General features: G+C 69.4%; 17 protein-coding genes. 7 read left to right on the top strand and 10 right to left on the bottom strand.

Features of this window, described 5'->3' with window-relative positions:
- Window positions 1-11: 11 nt before the first annotated feature.
- The 10 genes from AT699_RS15475 to xsc form a co-directional block, all read right to left on the bottom strand.
- Entirely contained in the window at window positions 12-1403 is a 1392-nt protein-coding gene (locus tag AT699_RS15475; protein ID WP_111727713.1) for an NAD(P)/FAD-dependent oxidoreductase, read from the bottom strand.
- Window positions 1404-1493: 90 nt separating this feature from the next.
- Window positions 1494-1886: a nuclear transport factor 2 family protein gene (locus tag AT699_RS15480; RefSeq protein ID WP_024069017.1), complete on the bottom strand. Its 393-nt coding sequence runs from the start codon at window positions 1884-1886 to the stop codon at window positions 1494-1496.
- Window positions 1887-2034: 148 nt separating this feature from the next.
- Window positions 2035-3027: a CobW family GTP-binding protein gene (locus AT699_RS15485; protein ID WP_024069018.1), complete on the bottom strand. Its 993-nt coding sequence runs from the start codon at window positions 3025-3027 to the stop codon at window positions 2035-2037.
- 1 nt (window position 3028) lies between these two features.
- Entirely contained in the window at window positions 3029-4705 is a 1677-nt protein-coding gene (locus tag AT699_RS15490) for an amidohydrolase (RefSeq protein WP_024069019.1), read from the bottom strand.
- Window positions 4698-6329 (bottom strand): dipeptide ABC transporter ATP-binding protein, encoded by a 1632-nt coding sequence (locus AT699_RS15495; RefSeq protein ID WP_006387224.1) that lies wholly within the window; start codon window positions 6327-6329, stop codon window positions 4698-4700. Before AT699_RS15495 ends, AT699_RS15490 begins: the two co-directional genes overlap by 8 nt.
- Window positions 6329-7231 carry an ABC transporter permease gene (locus AT699_RS15500; protein ID WP_006387226.1) on the bottom strand — a complete coding sequence of 301 codons (903 nt, stop codon included), beginning with the start codon at window positions 7229-7231 and terminating at the stop codon, window positions 6329-6331. Before AT699_RS15500 ends, AT699_RS15495 begins: the two co-directional genes overlap by 1 nt.
- The gene (locus tag AT699_RS15505; RefSeq protein WP_006387228.1) at window positions 7228-8196 is read right to left on the bottom strand and encodes an ABC transporter permease; all 969 of its coding nucleotides are present in this window, start codon (window positions 8194-8196) and stop codon (window positions 7228-7230) included. Before AT699_RS15505 ends, AT699_RS15500 begins: the two co-directional genes overlap by 4 nt.
- Window positions 8197-8208: 12 nt before the next feature.
- The gene (locus AT699_RS15510; protein WP_006387230.1) at window positions 8209-9828 is read right to left on the bottom strand and encodes an ABC transporter substrate-binding protein; all 1620 of its coding nucleotides are present in this window, start codon (window positions 9826-9828) and stop codon (window positions 8209-8211) included.
- Between the two features lie 98 nt (window positions 9829-9926).
- On the bottom strand, window positions 9927-10856 hold the full coding sequence (locus tag AT699_RS15515; RefSeq protein WP_024069022.1) for a bifunctional enoyl-CoA hydratase/phosphate acetyltransferase: 930 nt from the start codon (window positions 10854-10856) through the stop codon (window positions 9927-9929).
- A 4-nt stretch (window positions 10857-10860) separates the two neighbouring features.
- Window positions 10861-12672: a sulfoacetaldehyde acetyltransferase gene (xsc, locus tag AT699_RS15520; RefSeq protein WP_035182904.1), complete on the bottom strand. Its 1812-nt coding sequence runs from the start codon at window positions 12670-12672 to the stop codon at window positions 10861-10863.
- A gap of 160 nt (window positions 12673-12832) precedes the next feature.
- Here xsc and AT699_RS15525 point away from each other — a divergent pair, with 160 nt between their 5' ends.
- From AT699_RS15525 to AT699_RS15555, 7 genes are all read left to right on the top strand, one after another.
- Window positions 12833-13591, top strand: coding sequence for an IclR family transcriptional regulator (locus AT699_RS15525; RefSeq protein WP_024069024.1), 759 nt, complete (start codon window positions 12833-12835; stop codon window positions 13589-13591).
- A gap of 118 nt (window positions 13592-13709) precedes the next feature.
- Window positions 13710-15098, top strand: a complete 1389-nt coding sequence (gene dbpA / locus AT699_RS15530; RefSeq protein ID WP_006387234.1) for an ATP-dependent RNA helicase DbpA — start codon at window positions 13710-13712, stop codon at window positions 15096-15098.
- Window positions 15099-15156: 58 nt separating this feature from the next.
- Window positions 15157-15789 carry a 7-carboxy-7-deazaguanine synthase gene (gene queE, locus AT699_RS15535; RefSeq protein WP_006387235.1) on the top strand — a complete coding sequence of 211 codons (633 nt, stop codon included), beginning with the start codon at window positions 15157-15159 and terminating at the stop codon, window positions 15787-15789.
- Complete coding sequence (gene queD, locus AT699_RS15540; RefSeq protein WP_006387236.1) at window positions 15786-16229, top strand: 6-carboxytetrahydropterin synthase QueD; 444 nt, start codon at window positions 15786-15788, stop codon at window positions 16227-16229. The genes queE and queD overlap by 4 nt, the downstream gene beginning before the upstream one ends.
- A gap of 315 nt (window positions 16230-16544) precedes the next feature.
- A complete protein-coding gene (locus AT699_RS15545) occupies window positions 16545-17018 on the top strand; it encodes a MarR family winged helix-turn-helix transcriptional regulator (RefSeq protein WP_006387237.1) in 474 nt (157 codons plus the stop codon).
- Window positions 17015-19066: an FUSC family protein gene (locus tag AT699_RS15550; RefSeq protein WP_024069025.1), complete on the top strand. Its 2052-nt coding sequence runs from the start codon at window positions 17015-17017 to the stop codon at window positions 19064-19066. The genes AT699_RS15545 and AT699_RS15550 overlap by 4 nt, the downstream gene beginning before the upstream one ends.
- Window positions 19063-19275 carry a DUF1656 domain-containing protein gene (locus AT699_RS15555; RefSeq protein ID WP_020927916.1) on the top strand — a complete coding sequence of 71 codons (213 nt, stop codon included), beginning with the start codon at window positions 19063-19065 and terminating at the stop codon, window positions 19273-19275. Before AT699_RS15550 ends, AT699_RS15555 begins: the two co-directional genes overlap by 4 nt.
- Window positions 19276-19277: the final 2 nt, after the last annotated feature.

Genomic DNA, 19277 nt, shown 5'->3' on the forward strand with positions numbered 1-19277 from the left:
CGCCGCCACCGCTACAGCACTTCGTCGCGCAGGTAGTACCAGCGATACAGCAGCGCCTGCCCAAGCCGGCGGAATGGCGCGAACAGATGGCCGGGCAGCGGCGAGTCGTAGATCGGCAGGTTCCACGACAGGCCGTCCTGGCCCATCATGCGCTGCGCCAGGCGGCGGCCGGCATGGGCCGAGAACGACACGCCATTGCCGCCATAGCCGAAGGCGTAGTACACCTGCCGCGCCGGATCCGGCTGGGTGATGCGCGGCATCATGTCGTGGCTGACGTCGACCCAGCCCGTCCACGCATAGTCCAGCTCGATGCCGCGCAGCGACGGGAACTTGCGCGCCAGGCCTTCGCGCAACAGCGCCAGGTGGCGCGGGTGCTGCGCGTCGGCGCCGCGCAAGGCGCTGCGGCTGCCGATCTGCATGCGGCCATCCGGCAGCAGCCGGTAGTAGAACCTAAGGGTGCGCGTGTCGGTGATGAATACCGTGCTCTTGATGCCGGCGCGGGCGCGTTCGTCCGGCGTCAACACGCGCGTCACCATGGAATTGGACAGGATCGGCATGATGCGGTTGTCCAGCAACCGATTCACGCCCTGCGCGGTATAGCCGCCGGTGGCAAAGCCGACCCGCTTGGCGCGCACCGTGCCGCCGGGCGTTTGCAGGCGGTAGCCGCCGCCCTCCTCGGTCCAGCCGAGCACCGGGCTGCCCGGATGCAGGCGCGCGCCCAGCGCCCGGGCCTGGCGCATGTAGCCGTAGGCGAGCTTCAAGGGATGCACGCCGATGCCGTCCGGCTCGTGCAGGGCGCCGACCGCCTCGTGGTCATCGACGTAGCGCTCGCGCAGTTCCTCCTTGGTCAGCATGCGCGTGTCGTAGCCGAACAGCTCCCGCATGACCCGCGCTTCGTTGCGCAGGAACGCCATCTTCTTCTCGCGATGCGCGGTGTACAGATGGCCGCCGGGTTGCGCGTCGCAGTCGATCTGCGCCACCAGGCTCTTCCAGTAGTCGAAGCCTTCGTGGATCTCGGCATCCAGGCGCCGCGCGGTGTCCAGCCCCCAACGTTCGATCCATTGCGAGCGGTACAGGCGTCCCGACGCGTTCTGCCCTTGCCCGCCATTGCGGCTGGTGCAGCCCCATACGGCGCGGTTGGCCTCCAGCACCACCGCGCGCACGCCGTAGTCGCGCGCCAGCGCCAACGCCGCCGACAGGCCCGTGAACCCCGAGCCGACGATGACCACGTCGGCCTCGATGTCGCCCCGGATCGGTCCGTCGTCCGCGGGCGGCGGCCCGGCCGTGGCGACCCAGTAGGTCGGCGCGTACTCCTGCCCGCGTCCCGGCGCCGACACCAGCGGATCGTAGAGCGGGTCGTAGGCGCTGACGGCCGGGCTGGCGGCCGTCGGCGCGGCCGGCATGCCGGCGGGGTCGATGAGGGTACCGGCGGTATTCGACGGATCGGAAGACATAGCGGCATCCATGGGGCGGTATCCGGTGGCGGCGTCGGCTCAGGCGCGGGCCGGCAAGGCCGGGCGTTGCTTGCGGAAGGCGTTCTTGACGCGGATCTTGCCGTCCTGGAACGTGAAGACGTCGACCATGTCGGCCTCGACTCGCGAGCCGTCCGCGGCCGTGCCGGTAAAGGTGCTTTCCGACACGCCGCGCTCGCCCGCCACCCAGTGGCGGCCGTTGTTCCACTGCGCATCCGGGAAGTTCTTCCAGGCCGCCTCGAAGGCGGCGCGGACCGCCTCGCGGCCGCTGTGCCGGGCGCCCCAGCGCTCGGGGCCGCCCACCGTTTCGAAGACGCAGTCCTCGCTCATGAAAGACATCAGGGCGTCGATATCGTGGCGGTTCCAGGCGGCCGCGAACTCGGCCAGCATGTCCACGGTGACGGTCTTTTGCATTGCCTACCCTCCTCGATCGCCGGGCGCGACGTGCGCCCAGGCTCCATGCCCAAGGTACGCGGGGGGCTGGGCAGGGTCTAGAACCAGACGCGGCAAATCGCTTGCACCAGAACGGCCCCGCCGGCGCGGCGCCTGCTTTCACGACGCCTCACGTAGCGCCTGACGTGGCGCCTGACGTGGCGGCGGGCGCCAGCCGCGCGCGCAATTCACCGCCTTGCGCCATGCCGCGCATGCCGATGAAGACCAGCGACGGCGACCGCGCCCCGGCCGGGCGCGCCGCCCGCGTATCGAAGCGCACCCGGCGTCCGGCCAGCTGCACCAGCACCCAGCCATGGCGTTCGGTGCGCACCCAGCCCTTGGCCCGCAGCCAATGGCGCGGCAACTGCCGCAGCGCATCGGCCAGGCGGTCGGCATGCAGCATGGCGGGCGCGGACCAGAGCCAGCTCTGGAACGGATGTTGCGGCTCGTCGGCGTCCATGGCGCGCGCCGGTCCGGCCGCCGCGTGGCGGTGCGCCGGATCGCAGCAATGCGCCGCGCAGGTTTCATGGCCGCGATCGCCCGCGCCAAGCAATGCGCCCAGGTCCACCCGCGCCTCGCGCGTCGTTACGACCGGCGCCTCGCCGGCCTGCGTCCGCAGCCAGTCGCGCAGCGCCGGCAACGCGGCGGCGGGCAACAGGTCCGTCTTGTTCAGCACCAGCAGGTCGGCGGCGCGCAATTGGCGTTGCGCCGTGTCGGCCAGCAGCGGATCGGCAAGCGTCTCGCGGATGGCGCCAGCGTCCACCAGCACCACCACCGCCTCCAGTTGCAGCAGCGGATCCGACAGCCCCACCTGCGCGATGCGCCCCGGGTCGGACACGCCGCTGGCCTCGATCACGATCCACCCGGGCGCCGGATCCAGCGCCAGCACCCGCGCCAGCGCGTCGTCCAGGCCGCCCGCCATCGAACAACAGACGCAACCGTTGGCCAGCCGGATCACGTTGTCGGCGCGCTCGGCCAGCAGGCCGGCGTCGATATCGACCGGTCCGAAATCGTTGACCAGCACCGCGGCGCGGCGGGCGCCGTGCGCCAGCACGTGGTTCAGCAAGGTGGTCTTGCCCGCGCCCAGGAAGCCGCCCACCACGGTCAGCGGAATGCGCGCCATGTCAGGCTGCTTGGGGCGCCAGCGGTCGGCCGCCGATGACGGTGCCCAGCACCTCGATGTCCTTGAGCCGTGACGGCGGCACGTCCAGCGGATCGTCGCGCAGCACGCAGAAATCGGCGTGCTTGCCGACCTCGATCGAGCCGACCAGATGGTCCATGTGGAGCGTGTAGGCGGCCCCCAGGGTGATGGCATGCAACGCTGCTTCGACGCTGATGCGCTCGGACTCGCCCAGCACGCGGCCGGAGGCGGTCTGGCGGTTGACCGCGCACCAGGCGGTGAACAGCGGCCCCAGCGGCGTGATGGGCGCATCCGAGTGGATGGCGAACGGCACGCCCGCGCGCGCGGCCGAGGCGCAGGCGTCCATGCGGTTGGCGCGATCCGGTCCCATGGTCAGCGCGTAATGGGCGTCGCCCCAGTAGAAGATGTGGTTGGCGAACAGGTTCACGCACATGCCCAGGCTGGCCATGCGGCGGAACTGCGCCGCGTCCGCCATCTGGCAATGCTGCAGGGTGTGGCGGTGATCGCGTCGCGGGCTGCGGCGCAGCGCGCGGTCGATGGCGTCGATGGCCAGTTCGGTGGCCTCGTCGCCATTGGTGTGGATATGCAGCTGCGCGCCCGCGTCGTGATAGGCCTGCACCATGGCGTCCAGCTCGCCCGGCGCGATGACCCAGATGCCGTTGGGCGCCCCGTTGTAATAGCCCGGCCAGCGCACCCTGGCGGTGAAGCCCTGGATGGAGCCGTCCACCACCAGCTTGACCATGCCCAGGCGCAGCTTGCCATGATTGAGCCGGCCCGCCTCGCGCAGCTTCGCCAGGCAGGCGGCCGGGTCGCCGGCGTAGGTCAGCGCGGACGCCGCCGGCACGATGCGCACCGGATAGTCGGGCTCGGCCGTGACCCGCGCCAGCGTCGCCAGGCCCTCGTCGCCCAGCTCGTTGACGAGATCCGTGGCGGTGGTGACGCCGGCCCACTGCGCCACCTTACCGAACATGCGCAGGCCGCTTTCCGACAGGCCCACGGTGCGGAACGGATTGCCGATCAGCCGCATCACCGGAAACATGGCGGCGAACTCGCACAGCTCGCCGCTGGGCTGGCCGTCGGCGAAACGGCTGATGCCTTCGATATCCGTATCGCGGTCGATGCCGGCGCGGGACAGCATCGGCGTGTTCACATTCATGAGGTGCATGCTGGCGTGCATCACCACCACCGGCCGGTCGGCCGACACCGCGTCCAGGTCGTGCACGCTCATGCGCTGGCCGCCGAAGAAGATGGGATCGAAGCCCCAGCCGATCAGCGTCTGCCCCGGCGCCAGGCCGGCGGCGAGTTCACGCAGGCGCGCCGCCACCGCCTCGAAGCTTTGCAGGCCCGGCCACATACGGCCGTCGGGCCCGCGGCGGTCGTAGTAGCCAACGTAGGCGAACTGCCACATGCCGCCTTCCGGCAGATGGCAGTGGCCCTCCACCAGCCCCGGCATCAGGATGTGGTCGGCGTAGCGCTCGTCCAGCTCGGCCGGTCCCCAGCCGGCCAGGTCTTCGCGGCTGCCCACGCCCAGGATGCGGCCATCGCGCACCGCCACGTGCGTGGCGCGCGGCTGGGCCGGGTTCATCGTCAGGATGGCGCGGGCGGCAAAAATGGTGGTGCCGGCGGCTTGCGCCTGTGCCGGATGCGGGGTGTCATGCATGCTGCTTGCTCCTGGTCGTGATGTCCGACAGCGCCTGAAGGTCGGGCTTGTCCCAGGCCTTGCCCGGCACCGAATCGATCAGGCGGCGCGTGTATTCGTGTCGCGGGTGGTAGAAAATCGTGGCGGCGCGGTCCAGCTCCACCAGTTGCCCGTGCCGCATCACGGCGATGCGGTCGCAGATCTGCGCCGCGACGCGCAGGTCGTGCGTGATGAATAGCACCGACAGGTCGAACTGGCCGCTGATGGTCTTGAGCAGATCCAGCACCTGCGCCTGGATCGACACATCCAGCGCCGAAACGGCCTCGTCGGCCACCAGCAGCCGCGGCTTGAGCGCCAGCGCGCGGGCGATGCCGACCCGCTGGCGCTGCCCGCCCGAAAACTGGTGCGGATAGCGCTCGCCCGCGTCGCCACCCAGTCCCACCAGGGCCAGCAGTTCGCGGGCCTCGCGCAGCGCGGTCTGGCGGCTCTCGCCAAAGCCGATGGGGCCCTGCGCGACCGAATCGACCACGCGCTGGCGCGGGTTGAGCGAAGCGTAAGGGTCCTGGAACACCATCTGGATCTGACGCCGGTAGGGCCGGAAATCCCTTGGCGCCATGCCGACCAGTTCGCGGCCGTCCAGGCGCACGCTGCCGCTATCGGGCGCCACCAGGCCGATCAGCGCGCTGCCCAGCGTGGACTTGCCCGAGCCCGATTCGCCGACCAGTCCCAGGGTTTCGCCCTGGCGGATCTCCAGCGAAATATCCCGCAATGCCTCGACCCGGCGGCCGCCGGTGACGTAGGTCTTGCACAGCTTGGCCACCGTCATCAGCGGCGGCGTGGCGGCGGCCTCGTCCTTGCCCTCGGGCTTGTGCGGCACCGCCGCGATCAATTGACGGGTGTAGGGATGTTGCGGCCGGTTCAGGATCTCGGCGGCCGCGCCCGCCTCCACCACCGCGCCGTGGCGCATCACCACGATGCGGTCGGCAATGTCGGCCACCACGCCGAAATCATGGGTAATGAAAATGACGCCGATCCCCATGCGCCGCTGGATGTCCTTGATCAGCGCCAGGATCTGCGCTTGCGTGGTGACGTCCAGCGCGGTGGTGGGCTCATCGGCGATCAACACGTCCGGCTCCAGCGCCAGCGCCATCGCGATCACCACGCGCTGGCGCTGGCCGCCGGACAACTGGAACGGATAGGCCGCGTACATGGCCCGGGGATCGGGCAGCAGCACCTGACCGAACAGCTCCAGCACCCGCTGCCTGCGCGCGTCGGCGTCCATGTCCGTGTGCCAGGCCAGCACCTCCTCCACCTGCCGGCCCACGCGCATGACGGGATTGAGCGCCGTCATGGGCTCCTGGAACACCATGCCGAACTTGCGGCCGCGCAGCCCCTGCCATTCGGCCGCCGACAGGCCGACCAGGTCGCGCCCGTCGTACAGGATACGGCCCTGGGTCACGCGCAACTGATCCGGCGGCAGCAGGCCCATGATGGCCTGCGCGGTGACCGACTTGCCCGATCCCGACTCCCCCACCACGCACAGGATTTCGTTGCGGTTGACCGTGTAGGACACGCCCCGCACCACCGCCGGGCCGCCGTGGGCGGCGGACACGCCGAGATCGCGGACTTCAAGCAAGGCGCTCATCAGCTTCTCCGTTTGCTGGCCAGCTTGGGATTGAGGGCATCGTTCAGGCCGTCGCCGATCAGGCTGACCGCCAGCACGGTCAGGAAGATGGCCGCGCCCGGCAGGGTCACCGCCCACCAGGCGGTCAGGATGTAGGGGCGGTTGCTGCCGATCATCAGCCCCCAGCTCATCACGTTGGGATCGCCCAGCCCCAGGAACGACAGGCCCGCCTCGAACAGGATGGCGGTGCCGATGGCCAGCGTGGCCGAGACGATCAGCGGCGCCAGCGCGTTGGGCAGGATCACGCGCCAGATGATGCGCGCGTTGCTGGAGCCGATCACTCTTTCGGCCAGCACGTACTCGCGCCGCTTCAGGCTCAGGAATTCCCCGCGCGCCAGGCGCGCGGTGGCGGTCCAGCTGACCACGCCGATGGCCACGGCGATGGTGCCCAGCGACGGCGAAAACAGCGTCACCAGCACCATCGCGAACAACAGCGCCGGCAGCACCTGGAAGAACTCGGTGATGCGCATCAGCGTTTCATCGACCCAGCCGCCGTAGTAGCCGGCCAGCGCGCCCACGGTGATGCCGATGGCCATCGACAGCACCGCCGCCACCACGCCGACCAGCAAGGTGGCGCGGCCGCCATGGATCATGCCGGTCAGCACGTCGCGGCCCAGGTAGTCCGAGCCCAGCAGCAGTTCGCCGCCGGGCGGCTCCATGGGCGCGCTGGCGATCTCGAACGGATCGGCCGGCATCACCAGGGGGCCGATCAGCACCACCGCCAGGATGGCGGCCAGCAACAGCAAGCCGATCAGCGCGCCCGGATTGCGGGCGAAAGCGCGCAGCGCTTCGTACGATGGTCGCGCCGCACGGGCGGCCGCCGGCGCGGGCGCGCCGGACAAGGCGGGAGGAACGTGGCTCATGAGGTCTTTATCCTGGGATCGATCAGCCGGTAGGCCAGGTCGGTAAGCTGGTTCATCACCACCACCAGCAGGGACGCGAACAGCAGGATGCCGAGCAGGGTCGGATAGTCGCGCCGCAGCACGGAATCGAACGCCAGCCGGCCCAGGCCCGGCCAGTTGAAGACCGTCTCCACCAGGATGGCGCCGGCCAGCACGTTGCCGAATTGCAGGCCGAGCATGGTCACCACCGGCAGCACGCCGTTGCGCAGCGCGTGCCGGTACAGCACCGTGCGCTCGGGCAGGCCCTTGGCGCGGGCGGTGCGGATGTAGTCGGCCGACAGCGCGTCCATGACGCTGGCGCGCGCCAGCCGGCTGTACTGCGCCAGGTACACGAACGCCAGCGTGAAGGCCGGCAGCACCAGGTGGTGCAGCACGTCCAGCGCGCCGGCCCAGCCGCCCTCGGGCCCGCCCGCCGAGCGCATGTCCGACACCGGGAACCACGGCAGCAGCGACGCGAACAGGATGATCAGGATGATGCCGGTCCAGAACACCGGCGCGGAATAGCCCACGATCGACAGCAGCGTGATGCCCTGCGACAACGGCCCGTTGGGCTTGCGCGCCGCCAGCGTGCCCAGCGCGGTGCCCGCCAGGAAGGCGCTGGACACCGCCGTCAGCACCAGCAGCAGCGTGGCCGGCACCCGCTCCCAGATCAACTGCGCCACCGGCAGGTTGAAGAAGTAGGAATAGCCCAGGTCGCCGCGCGCCACCTGCGACAGATACAGCCCCAGTTGAACCAGGAACGGCCGGTCCAACCCGTACTGGGTGCGCAACTGGGCCCGCAGTTCCTCGCTGATGCCGCCCATGGAGCCGGCGATGGTCTCGACCGGATCGCCGGGCGAGATGTGGATCAACAGGAAGTTCAGCGTCACCACGGCCAGCAGCAGCACCGCGGCATAGCCGGTCCGACGCGCGAGATAGCGCAACATGGCACCCTCCCGCTATTGCAGATACGTGTCGTCCAGCGGCGACAGCAGGCCCCAGATCCCATCGGGCAGGCCGTGCACCTTCTTGGACGACAGCGTGTGGTACGGAATGACCGTCAGGAAATCGATGGGCAGGTCCTCGGTGACGATCTGCTGGAACTGCGCATACAGCGCGCGCCGTTTGGTCTCGTCGGTCTCGGTGCCGGCCTGCGCCAGCAATTCATCGACCTTGGGATTGCGGTACGACTGCGTGTTGGTCCAGATGATGTCGCGGATATTGCTCGACAGATAGGTGCGGTGCACGCCGATCACCGGATCGCCCCAGTTGAAGACGATATCGGTGGTCATGTCGAAATCATGGCTGGCGATGCGCTTGGCCCAGGTCGGGAAATCGGGCGAGGCGCGCACCTGCACCGCGATGCCGACCTTCTTCAACTGGCTGCGCAGGTATTCGGCGACGTTCTTGCCCTGCACGTCGCTGCCGGGCATGTAGTCGACCGTCAGGGTCATGCGCACGCCCTTGCCGTCCTTCCTGAAGCCGGCCTCGTCCAGCAGTTGTTCGGCTTTCTTCAGGTCCAGCGGGTACTTCTTCAGGTCCTGGGTCGCATAGGGGCTGGACGCGACGATGGGCCCGTCCGCCGGCTTGGCGAAGCCGGCGTTCAGCGCCTTGGTGATGAAACCCTTGTCGATGGCGTAGGCGATCGCCTGCCGCACCCGCGCGTCGTCCAGCGGCTTGCGGGTGGTGTTAAACGCCAGCCAGCTGAGCGCGCCAATGCCTTCGTAGCCGCGATCGGTCATGACGATCTGCGGATTGTCCTTGGCGCGGCGCAGGATGGTCGGCTCGGTCATGTACGGCAGCGCGCCGATGTCGCCACGCTCCAGCCCGATCAGCAGGTTGGTGGCGTCGGGGTTGATCTTGACCACCACCCGGTCCAGGTAGGGCTTGCCCTTTTCGAAGAACTTGTCGAAGCGCTCCAGCACGATCTCCTGGCCCGGCTTGAAATCCTTGAGCGTGAACGGGCCCGAGCCGACCACGTTGGCCGAATTGCGCGGATGGTTCTTCAGGTCCTGGCCGTCGCCGTAGATGTGCTTGGGCAGCACCGGCATCAGCGCCGGCGACAGCGCCAGCAGGATCGCCGGATGCGGCTTGCTCATGCGCAGCACGGCGGTGTAGGGATCAGGCGTATCGACGCTTTCGACGGGCGCCAGCATGCTCTGGAACGGATGGTTCTGCTTGACCGCCATCACCGAAAACGCCACGTCTGCCGACGTCACCGGCTTGCCGTCGTGAAACACCGCGTCGTGGCGCAGGTGCAGGGTCAGCGACCTGGCGTCGGGCGCCAGTTCCCAGGACTGCGCCAGATAGGGCTGCGGCTTCCAGTCGGCGTCGTAGCGCAGCGGGCTGGCGAACAGCTGAGCGCTGGGCAGCGCCGTGGCGATGCCCGACTGCACCGCGCCGTTCAGGTGCCGCGGCACCTGGGTCGAGCCGATGACCAGCGTGCCGCCCGGCTTGGGCGTATCGGCGGCCCGCGCCGCGTGCGTGCCGGCCATCAAGGCCCATGCTGTCAGTATTGCGGCAAAGCCGCGTGTCGCGCTGCGCATCATCCACCCCTTGGCATTGTTGGCATGAGCCATTCAAACGATGGCTATGGCGCTAGCCTAGTCAACCCGGGGGTCCCGGCTTAGTACCAAACCGCCGGACTTGATGGTGCCAGGCCGGCGGGCGACCCGCTTCAACGCGCGCCGGCCGCCAGCGCCCGCGCATACAGCGCCGCCACCGCGCAACTGTCGACCCGCGCCTGCACCGCGTCCGAACGGCTGGTCAGCAGCACCGGCACGCGCGTGCCCAGCACCAGCCCGGCGGTGGCCGCGCCAGCCAGCCAGGTCAGTTCCTTGTAGAGCATGTTGCCGGCCTCGATATCGGGCACCAGCAGGATGTCGGCATCGCCCGCCACCGGCGAGACGATGCCCTTCTGCTCGGCCGCCTGGCGCGAAATGGCGTTGTCGAACGCCAGCGGACCGTCGATCTGGCCGCCGCGGATCTGCTGGCGGTCGGCCATCTTCGACAACGCCGCCGCGTCCAGCGTGGCCGGCATGGCCGGGTTGACCGATTCGGTGGCGCACAGCACCGCCACCTTGGGCCGCGCCACGCCCAGCGCATGCGCCAGGTCGATGGCGTTCTGCGCGATGTCGGCCTTCTCCTGCAGGGTAGGGGCGATGTTGACGGCGGCGTCGGTCAGGATGAACAGCTTGGGATACGCGGCCGCCGCCATCACGAAGGCATGGCTGATGCGCCGGGCCGTGCGCAGCCCGGATTCGCGCGCCACCACCGCCGACATGAAATGGTCGGTGTGCAGGCTGCCCTTCATCAGCATGCCGACCGCGCCGTCGCGCGCCAGGCCGGCCGCGGCGCGCGCGGCCAGCGCCTCGTCGTCGGGCGTGTCGACGATCTCCAGCGAGCCGGCGCGCAGGCCCAGCTCGGCCATCAGGTCGGCCAGCCGGGCCGCCGGCCCGACCAGCAGCGGCTCGATGTAGCCGGCTTCGCGCGCCTGCACCGCGGCGCCCAGGCTGGAAGCGCACAGCGGATAGGCCACCGCCGTGCGCACCCGCCCGGCCGACAGCGCCGCAGCCCGCAGCGGCTCGAACAAGCGGTCGCTGGCCATGGCGTCAGCCGCGCACCGGGTCGATCGGCAGCGGCACCTCGCCCGGCTGGAACGGCTGGTTGACGTAGCGCTTGTACTTGTCCAGCAGGCGCAGCGGCTGCTTGAGCGCGTCGCGGCGGAACGGATCGCCCAGCTCCTGGCTCACCATCATCTCCAGCACCGTGGTCTTGCCCTCGGACTGCGCCTTGCACGCGGCCTGCAGCGCCGCGCCGACTTGGTCGGCATGCTCGACCCGGATGCCCTCGGCGCCCATGGCCCGCGCCAGTTCCGCGAAGTTGGGGTTCTGCAGGTTGCTGCCGACGAAGCGGCGGCCGTAGAAGTCCACCTGGTTCTTCTTTTCCGCGCCCCACTGGCCGTTGTGGAACACCACCGCCGTGACCGGGATGCGCTCGCGCACGCAGGTCAGCAGTTCCTGGAAGCTCATGCACCAGGCGCCATCGCCAACGTAGGCCACCGCCGGCCGGTCGGGCCGGCCCAGCTTGGCGCCGATCAGCGCGGGCAGCGCGTAGCCGCAGTTGCCGAAGCTCATGGCGGCCAGCATCGAATCCGGTTCGTCGAAGCGCAGGTAGCTGTTGGACACCGAGCAGATGTTGCCGATGTCGGTGGACACCATCACATGCTTGGGCATGGCACGCTCCAGTTCGCGCAGCATGCGGCGCGGATGCATGCGGCCGCCGCCGTGCTCGATGATGTCCAGGCTCCAGTCGTCGCGCTCGTGCGACCAGCCGTCCAGTTCCTTTTCCCAGGCGCTTTTCTGCGCCGCGATCTCTTCGCCGCGCGCCGCCTTGGTGGCCACGCAGGCGACCTCGCGATCGCGCAGCTTCGCGGCCAGCGCCGCCGCCGCCGGCTTGGCATCGCCGCAGATGCCCACCGACACCGGCCGCACCAGGCCCAGCATGCGGTGGTCGGCATCGACCTGGATGATGCGCGCGTTCTGCGGCCAGTAGTCCAGCCCGTGCTGCGGCAAGGTGCCGAAAGGCCCCAGGCGCGTGCCCAGCGCCAGCACCACGTCGGCCTGCGACAGCAGCTTCATGCCGGCCTTGGAGCCCTGGTAGCCCAGCGGCCCGCACCACAGCGGATGGCTGGCCGGAAAGGCGTCGTTGTGCAGGTAGCTGGTGACCACCGGCGCGCCCAGCAGTTCGGCCAGCGCCACGCATTCGGCCTGGCCGGCCGAGAACAGCACGCCGCCGCCGGCGACGATCACCGGGAACTTCGCCCCGGCCAGCAGGCGGGCGGCCGCTTCCAGGTCTTCTTCCGAACCGGGGCCGCGGCGGATGCGGCGCGGCTCCGGAATCGCCACGTCGATCTCGCCGTAGAAATAGTCGCGCGGGATGTTCAGCTGGGTCGGGCCGCGCTCGGCCAGCGCGTTGTCGAAGGCCTTGGCGGTGAATTCAGCCATGCGGTCGGGCCGGTTGACGTGCGCCTGGTACTTGGTGATGCGCGAGAAGATCGGCAGCTGCTCGGTTTCCTGGAAGCCGCCCAGGCCCATGCCGGAGGTGCCGGTCTCGGGCGTGATGGCCACCACCGGGCTGTGGGCCCAGTAGGCCGCGGCCACGCCGGTGACGAAGTTGGTGATGCCGGGGCCGTTCTGCGCGATGCAGACGCCGTGGCGGCCGGTGACGCGCGAATAGCCGTCGGCCATGTGGGCGGCGCCCTGCTCGTGCACCGTCGGCACGAAGCGGATGCCGGCGGCGGGGAACAGGTCCAGCGCGTCCATGAAGGCCGAACCGACGATGCCGAAAACGTCCTTGACGCCCTGCGCCACCAGCGTCTCGACAAACGCTTCGCTGGGGGTCATGTGTTGTTTGCTGCTCATGGTCTCTCTCCTGGCGGGCCGGCGCGGCTTGGATTGCATATTGGCCGGGGTGAACCGATACTGCAGCAGAACTCCCGCATTTCCCACCCTGCAGCATTCCATTTTCTGCAGAATCCGCACCAACCTGGCGGCCTTTCGCCAAATCTTCAAATATTGAAAGATGAAAGACGAATCCTCCGCGGCGCTGCGCGCGCTGACCCTGCTGGAACAGGTCGCCGGTTCCGAGGCGCCGGTATCGCTGGCGGCGCTGACCGACGCCACCGGCCTGCCCAAGCCCTCGGTGCTGCGCATCCTGTCGCGGCTGGTGGACGCCGGCATGCTGCTGCGCGAACCGGCAGGCAAGCGCTACATCACCGGCCCGCGCCTGGCGCTGCTGGCGCGCGACACCCTGCTCAATTCGCCGCTGCGGGCCGAGCGCCATCGCATCCTCGACAGCCTGGTCGACGAGATCGGCGAAACCTGCAACTGCACCATGCTGGACGGCGACGAGGTCATCTACCTGGACCGGGTCGAGACCGCCTGGCCGCTGCGCGTCAACCTGCAGCCCGGCTCGCGCGTGCCGCTGCACTGCAGCGCCAGCGGCAAGCTGTTCCTGGCGCACATGCGGCGCGAGGCCCGCGCCCGGCTGCTGGCGGCGGCGCCGCTGCCGCGCTACACGCCCAACACGCTATGCGACACGGCCGCGCTGGAGCGCGAACTGCTGGCGATCCGCAAGGAAGGCGCCAGCTTCGACCGCGAGGAATTCCTGCTGGGCATCGTCTGCATGGCGGTGCCCATCATGCGCGGACGCCGCGCCATCGCCGCGGTGGCGCTGCACGCGCCGGTGGCGCGGCTGTCGATCGACGGCGCGCGCGCCTGGCTGCCGCGCATGCAGGAAGCGGCGCGGGCGCTGGCGGGCACCTACGAACCGTCGGCCTGAGCGCGGCGCGGCCGGCGCCCGCGCGCGCCTGGCCATCGCGCCGGGCCGCTCCGGAAGCGCCAGGCCTTACACTGTCGGCCGTATCCGTATTCATCGCAGTTCCTGCGAGAGCCTGACCGTGACCCAGACGCCCTTCACCACCCTGCCCCTTTTGCCCGCCCTGCTCGACAACCTGCAAAGCCTGGGGTTCGAGCAGATGACGCCGATCCAGGCGCAGAGCCTGCCGCTGATCCTGGAAGGCCGCGACCTGATCGCGCAGGCCAAGACCGGCAGCGGCAAGACCGCGGCCTTCGGCCTGGGCGTGTTGCAAAAGCTCGATCCCGCCCGCCTGGCGCCGCAGGCGCTGCTGCTCTGCCCGACCCGCGAGCTGGCCGACCAGGTGGCGCAGGAGCTGCGCCGGCTGGCGCGCCAGATCGCCAACGTCAAGATCCTGACGCTATGCGGCGGCGCCGCGGCGCGCCCGCAGGCCGAATCGCTGGCGCGCGGCGCCCACATCGTGGTCGGCACGCCCGGCCGCATCCAGGACCACCTGGAGCGCGGCAGCCTGGACCTGTCCGGCCTGACCACGCTGGTGCTGGACGAAGCCGACCGCATGGTCGACATGGGCTTCTACGACGATATCGTGGCGATCGCCTCGCATTGCCCGGCCAAGCGCCAGACCCTGCTGTTCTCGGCCACCTACCCCGACAACATCCGCAAGCTGAGCGCGCGCTTTTTGCGCAACCCGGCCGAAGTCAAGGTCGAGGCCCAGCACGACGCCAGCCGCATCGAACAGATCTTCTACGAGATCGACCCCGCCGAGCGCCTGGATGCCGTGGCCACGCTGCTGGCGCACTTCCGCCCGGTCTCCACGCTGGCTTTCTGCAACACCAAGATCCGCAGCCACGACCTGGTCGAACGGCTCCAGGCCGCCGGCATCAGCGCCCTGGCGCTGAACGGCGACCTGGAACAGCGCGAACGCGACGAGATCCTGATCCAGTTCGCCAACCAGAGCTGCGCCGTGCTGGTGGCCACCGACGTGGCCGCGCGCGGCCTGGACATCCAGAACCTGGGCGCGGTCATCAACGTCGACGTCACCAAGGACACCGAAGTCCACGTGCACCGCATCGGCCGCAGCGGCCGCGGGGACCAGAAAGGCCTGGCCCTGAGCCTGTGCTCGCCCGACGAAATGCGCTGGGCCAACCTGATCGAGCAATACCAGGGCGCGCCCCTGACCTGGGGCGACCTCAAGTCGCTGCGCCCCAAGGCCGACCGGCCGCTGCGCGCGCCCATGGTGACCCTGTGCATCCAGGGCGGCAAGAAGGATAAGCTGCGCCCTGGCGACCTGCTGGGCGCCCTGACCGGCGACGGCGGCCTGGCCTTCGAGCAGGTCGGCAAGATCAACATCACCGAGTTCAACGCCTACGTGGCGCTGGACCGCAAGATCGCCAAGCAGGCCTTCTCGCGCCTGTCCAACAGCAACATCAAGGGCCGGCGCTTCCGCATGCGCTACCTCGAGGAGCTGTAACGACTAAAATAGTCCGTTTTTGCTCATTCCCGGCGCCGCCTGCCCGGCGCCCCCCGTCATGACCTACACCGCCAAAGAAATCTTCAAGACCCTGCAAGGCGAAGGCGCCCACGCGGGCCGCGCGGCGGTCTTCTGCCGGTTCGCGGGCTGTAATCTCTGGACCGGCCGCGAGAGCGACCGCGCCAGCGCCGCCTGCACCTTCTGCGACACCGACTTCATCGGCACCGACGGCGACGGCGGCGGCAAATTCGCCAGCCCCGAACTGCTCGCCGATGCCATCGAGGCCGCCTGGGGTCCCGACACCGCCAACCGCTACATCGTCTTCACCGGCGGCGAACCGCTGCTGCAACTGGACGAAGCGCTGCTGGCCGTCGTCCACGCGCGCGGCTTCACCGTCGCCATCGAAACCAACGGCACCGTCCAGCCGCCCCCCGGCATCGACTGGATCTGCGTCAGCCCCAAGGGCACCGCCCCCGTCGTCATCGAACGCGGCAACGAACTCAAGCTGGTCTACCCCCAGGCCAACGCCCTGCCCCCGCGCTTCGAACACCTGGACTTCGACCACTTCTTCCTGCAACCCATGGACGGCCCCGCCCGCCTGGCCAACACCGAACAGGCCGTCCAATACTGCATGCAGCACCCGCAATGGCGCCTGAGCCTGCAGACCCATAAATACATAGGCATTCCATGATTTCCGTGACCCGCAGGCTTGAATTCGACGCCGGCCACCGCATTCCCGACCACCGCAGCCAGTGCCGCAACCTGCACGGCCACCGCTATGTGCTCGAAATCACCCTGACCGGCGACATCGTCCAGGCCCCGGGCGAGTCCGACAACGGCATGCTGATGGACTTCGCCGACATCAAGCGCATCGCCAAGGCCCACATCGTCGACGTCTGGGACCACGCCTTCCTGGTCTACGAAGGCGACACCGCCGTGCGCGGCTTCCTGGACTCGATGCCCGGCCACAAGACCGTGGTGCTGGACCGCATCCCCACCGCCGAGAACCTGGCCGCCATCATCTTCGAGATCCTGGCCCCGCACTACCACGGCCACTACGGCGCCGACCTGCGCCTGACCCGCGTGCGCCTGTACGAAACGCCCAATTGCTGGGCCGATTGCAACGGCTGATGCCCCTATGGGCGGCCGGCATGGCCACCCGCAAATCGACGTGACAGCATGCGCCTGCCGCCTGGCGCGGCAACGCTTGCCGGGCGCTCGTTGCCCATGGCAGGCACGGATGATTGCCGGCGTGGGCTGACGCCAGGCTCGCGGCAGCCCGGCCGCCCTGCATCACGCGCCCCGCCGCGCCAAAGCCGCCCGTTCGCCCCTCACCTTTCCACTCACGGAAAACCCGCCCCTGATTTTCCCGATTGAAAAAATCAATGGAGATCTTCGCCATTTTCAATTAATAGTAAGCTAATAGATAGGATACAATCGATTTCCATGGACACCCCCACCGACTCCCAACTCATGGCCACCACCGCCAACCTGATGGTGCTGTCGCGCGCCTATCGCGGCGCCGCCGACAAGGCCCTGGCCGACTACGGCCTGTCGCAAGCCACCGCCTGGCCCGTGATCCTGGCCGGCCGGCTGGGCGACGGCGTGCGCCAGGGCGCGCTGGCCGAGGCCCTGGGGGTCGAAGGTCCGTCGCTGGTGCGCGTGCTGGACCAGTTGGTCGCCGCCGGCCTGATGGAACGGCGCGAAGACCCGCACGACCGCCGCGCCAAGACCCTGCACCTGACCGACGCCGGCCACGCCCTGCGCAAGCAGGTCGAGGACGTGCTGGTGGAACTGCGCCGGCGCCTGTTCGACGGCGTCAGCGAAGCCGACCTGCAAGCCTGCCTGCGGGTGTTCGATGCGCTCAAGGCCGCGCTGGGCCGCAGCGCCGCCGGGGCCCAGGAGGACCCGCGGCCATGAAACTGCCCAACGTCCGCGAGACGATCTTCTCCCTCAAGAGCTACCTGAGCGCCATCATGGCGCTCTATCTTTCGTACAGCATCGGCCTGCCACGCCCGTTCTGGGCCATGACCACCGCCTACATCGTGGCCCAGCCCTGGTCGGGCGCGGTGCGCTCCAAGGCGCTATACCGCCTGGTCGGCACCTTCTGCGGCTCGGCCATGACCGTCTACATGGTGCCGCGCCTGTCCAATTCGCCCGTCGTCATGACCGCCGCCATGGTGGCCTGGGTCGGCTTCTGCCTGTACCTGTCGGTGCTGGACCGCACGCCGCGCTCATACCTGTTCATGCTGGCCGGCTACACCGCCGCCATGATCGGCTTTCCCAGCGTCACCGACCCGTCGCAGGTGTTCGACACCGCGCTGGCGCGGGTCGAGGAAATCAGCCTGGGCATCGTCTGCGCCACGCTGGTCCACAGCATCGTGCTGCCGCGCGGCCTGGCGCCGGCGCTGACGCTGCAGCTGGACAAGGCGGTGCGCGACGCCAAGCTCTGGATCCACGACACCCTGAGCGGCAAGACCGCCGAACAGAAAGACCGCGACCGCCGCGAACTGGCCAACGACATCACCCAGCTGCGCCTGCTGTCGACCCACGTGCCGTTCGATACCGGCAACCTGCGCTGGACCGCCGGCGCGGTGCGCGCCATGCAGGACCAGATCGCCGCGCTCACGCCCGCCGTGTCCGCCGTCGAAGACCGCATGCGCGCATTGCAGGCCGACGGCCAGACGCTGCCCGAGCCTGTCTCGCAGGTGCTGGCCGACATCTCCGAATGGATCAACGCGGGCGCCCAGGCCACCCATGAAACCGCCGTGCACCTGCGCGCCGCCGTTTCCCGCCTGACGCCCGCCATCGACAGCCATTCCGGCTGGCGCGACGCGCTGCTGGCCAGCCTGATGACGCGGCTGCGCGAACTGATCGACACCTATGACGAATGCCTGGCGCTGCGCCGCGAGATCCGCGCCGGCCTGGCCGGCGCGCCGCTGCGCACCACGCGCGCTCCCGCCCGCACCGCGCCCAACCGCGCCCTGCACCGCGACCGCGGCATGGCGCTGCTGTCGGCCGCCGCCGCCGGCGTCGCCATCTCGGTCGTCTGCCTGTTCTGGATCGGCACGGCCTGGAGCAACGGCGCCACCGCCGCCCTGATGGCCGCCATCTTCAGCTGCTTCTTCGCCTCGCAGGACAACCCGGTGCCGGGCATCATGCAGTTCCTGACCTACACGGTGTATTCGATCCCGCTGTCGGCGCTGTACCTGCTGGGCATCATGCCGGCCATCCATTCGTTCGAGATGCTGGCGCTGGCGATGCTGCCCACCGCCTTCGTGCTCGGCATCTTCATCGCGCGGCCGGCGTCCACCGGCAAGGCCATGGCGGTGCTGTTCGGCTTCCTGGGCACCATGGCGCTGCAGGACACCCATACCGCCGACCTGGTGTCGTTCATCGACACGCAGGTGGCGCAATGCATGGGCGTGGCCACCGCCGCCATCATCGCCGCCATCTTCCGCACCGTCAGCGCCGACTGGAGCGCGCGCCGCATCCAGGCCGCCAACTGGAACGAACTGGCCACGCTGGCCAGTTCGCCGCGCGCCCCGGCCCGCCACACCTACGCCGCCCGCATGCTAGACCGCATCGGCCTGCTGCAACCGCGCCTGGCGATGGCCAAGCGCCCCGACGACCTGGTCGCCGCCGACGCGCTCAAGGACCTGCGCGTGGGCCGCGACATCACCGAACTGCAACGCGCCCGCCGCCACCTGCCCATGGCCGACGCCACCATCGTGCCCGTGCTCGACAGCCTGGCGCGTTTCTTCCGCGAGCGCTCGAACTGGCGCGGCGGCGACAAGGCGCCGGAGATGCTGGCGCAGATCGATCGCGCCCTGGCCAGCGTCAGCGCCACGCCCGGCACCGTCGCCGCGCGCGATCGCGCCGTGGTGGCCCTGGTCGGCCTGCGCCGCGCCTTCTTCCCCGAGGCGGCCGATTACCAACCCGCCCATCCCACGCTGGAAACACCATGATCGGCGAATTCAACCTCTATGGCATCTACTTCCCCTGGCTGCTGGTGCTGGGCGTGGTCACCCTGGGCGTGGCCTGGGCCGTGCGCCGCGTGCTGGCGCGCGCCGGGCTGTATCGCCTGGTGTGGCACCCGGCGCTGTTCGACCTGGCGCTGTTCATCGTGCTGCTGTATGGCGTCTCCCTGATTTCCCCTTATTTTCTGCAGAGATAGGT

The organism is Achromobacter xylosoxidans (assembly GCF_001457475.1).
Classification (GTDB): domain Bacteria; phylum Pseudomonadota; class Gammaproteobacteria; order Burkholderiales; family Burkholderiaceae_B; genus Achromobacter; species Achromobacter xylosoxidans.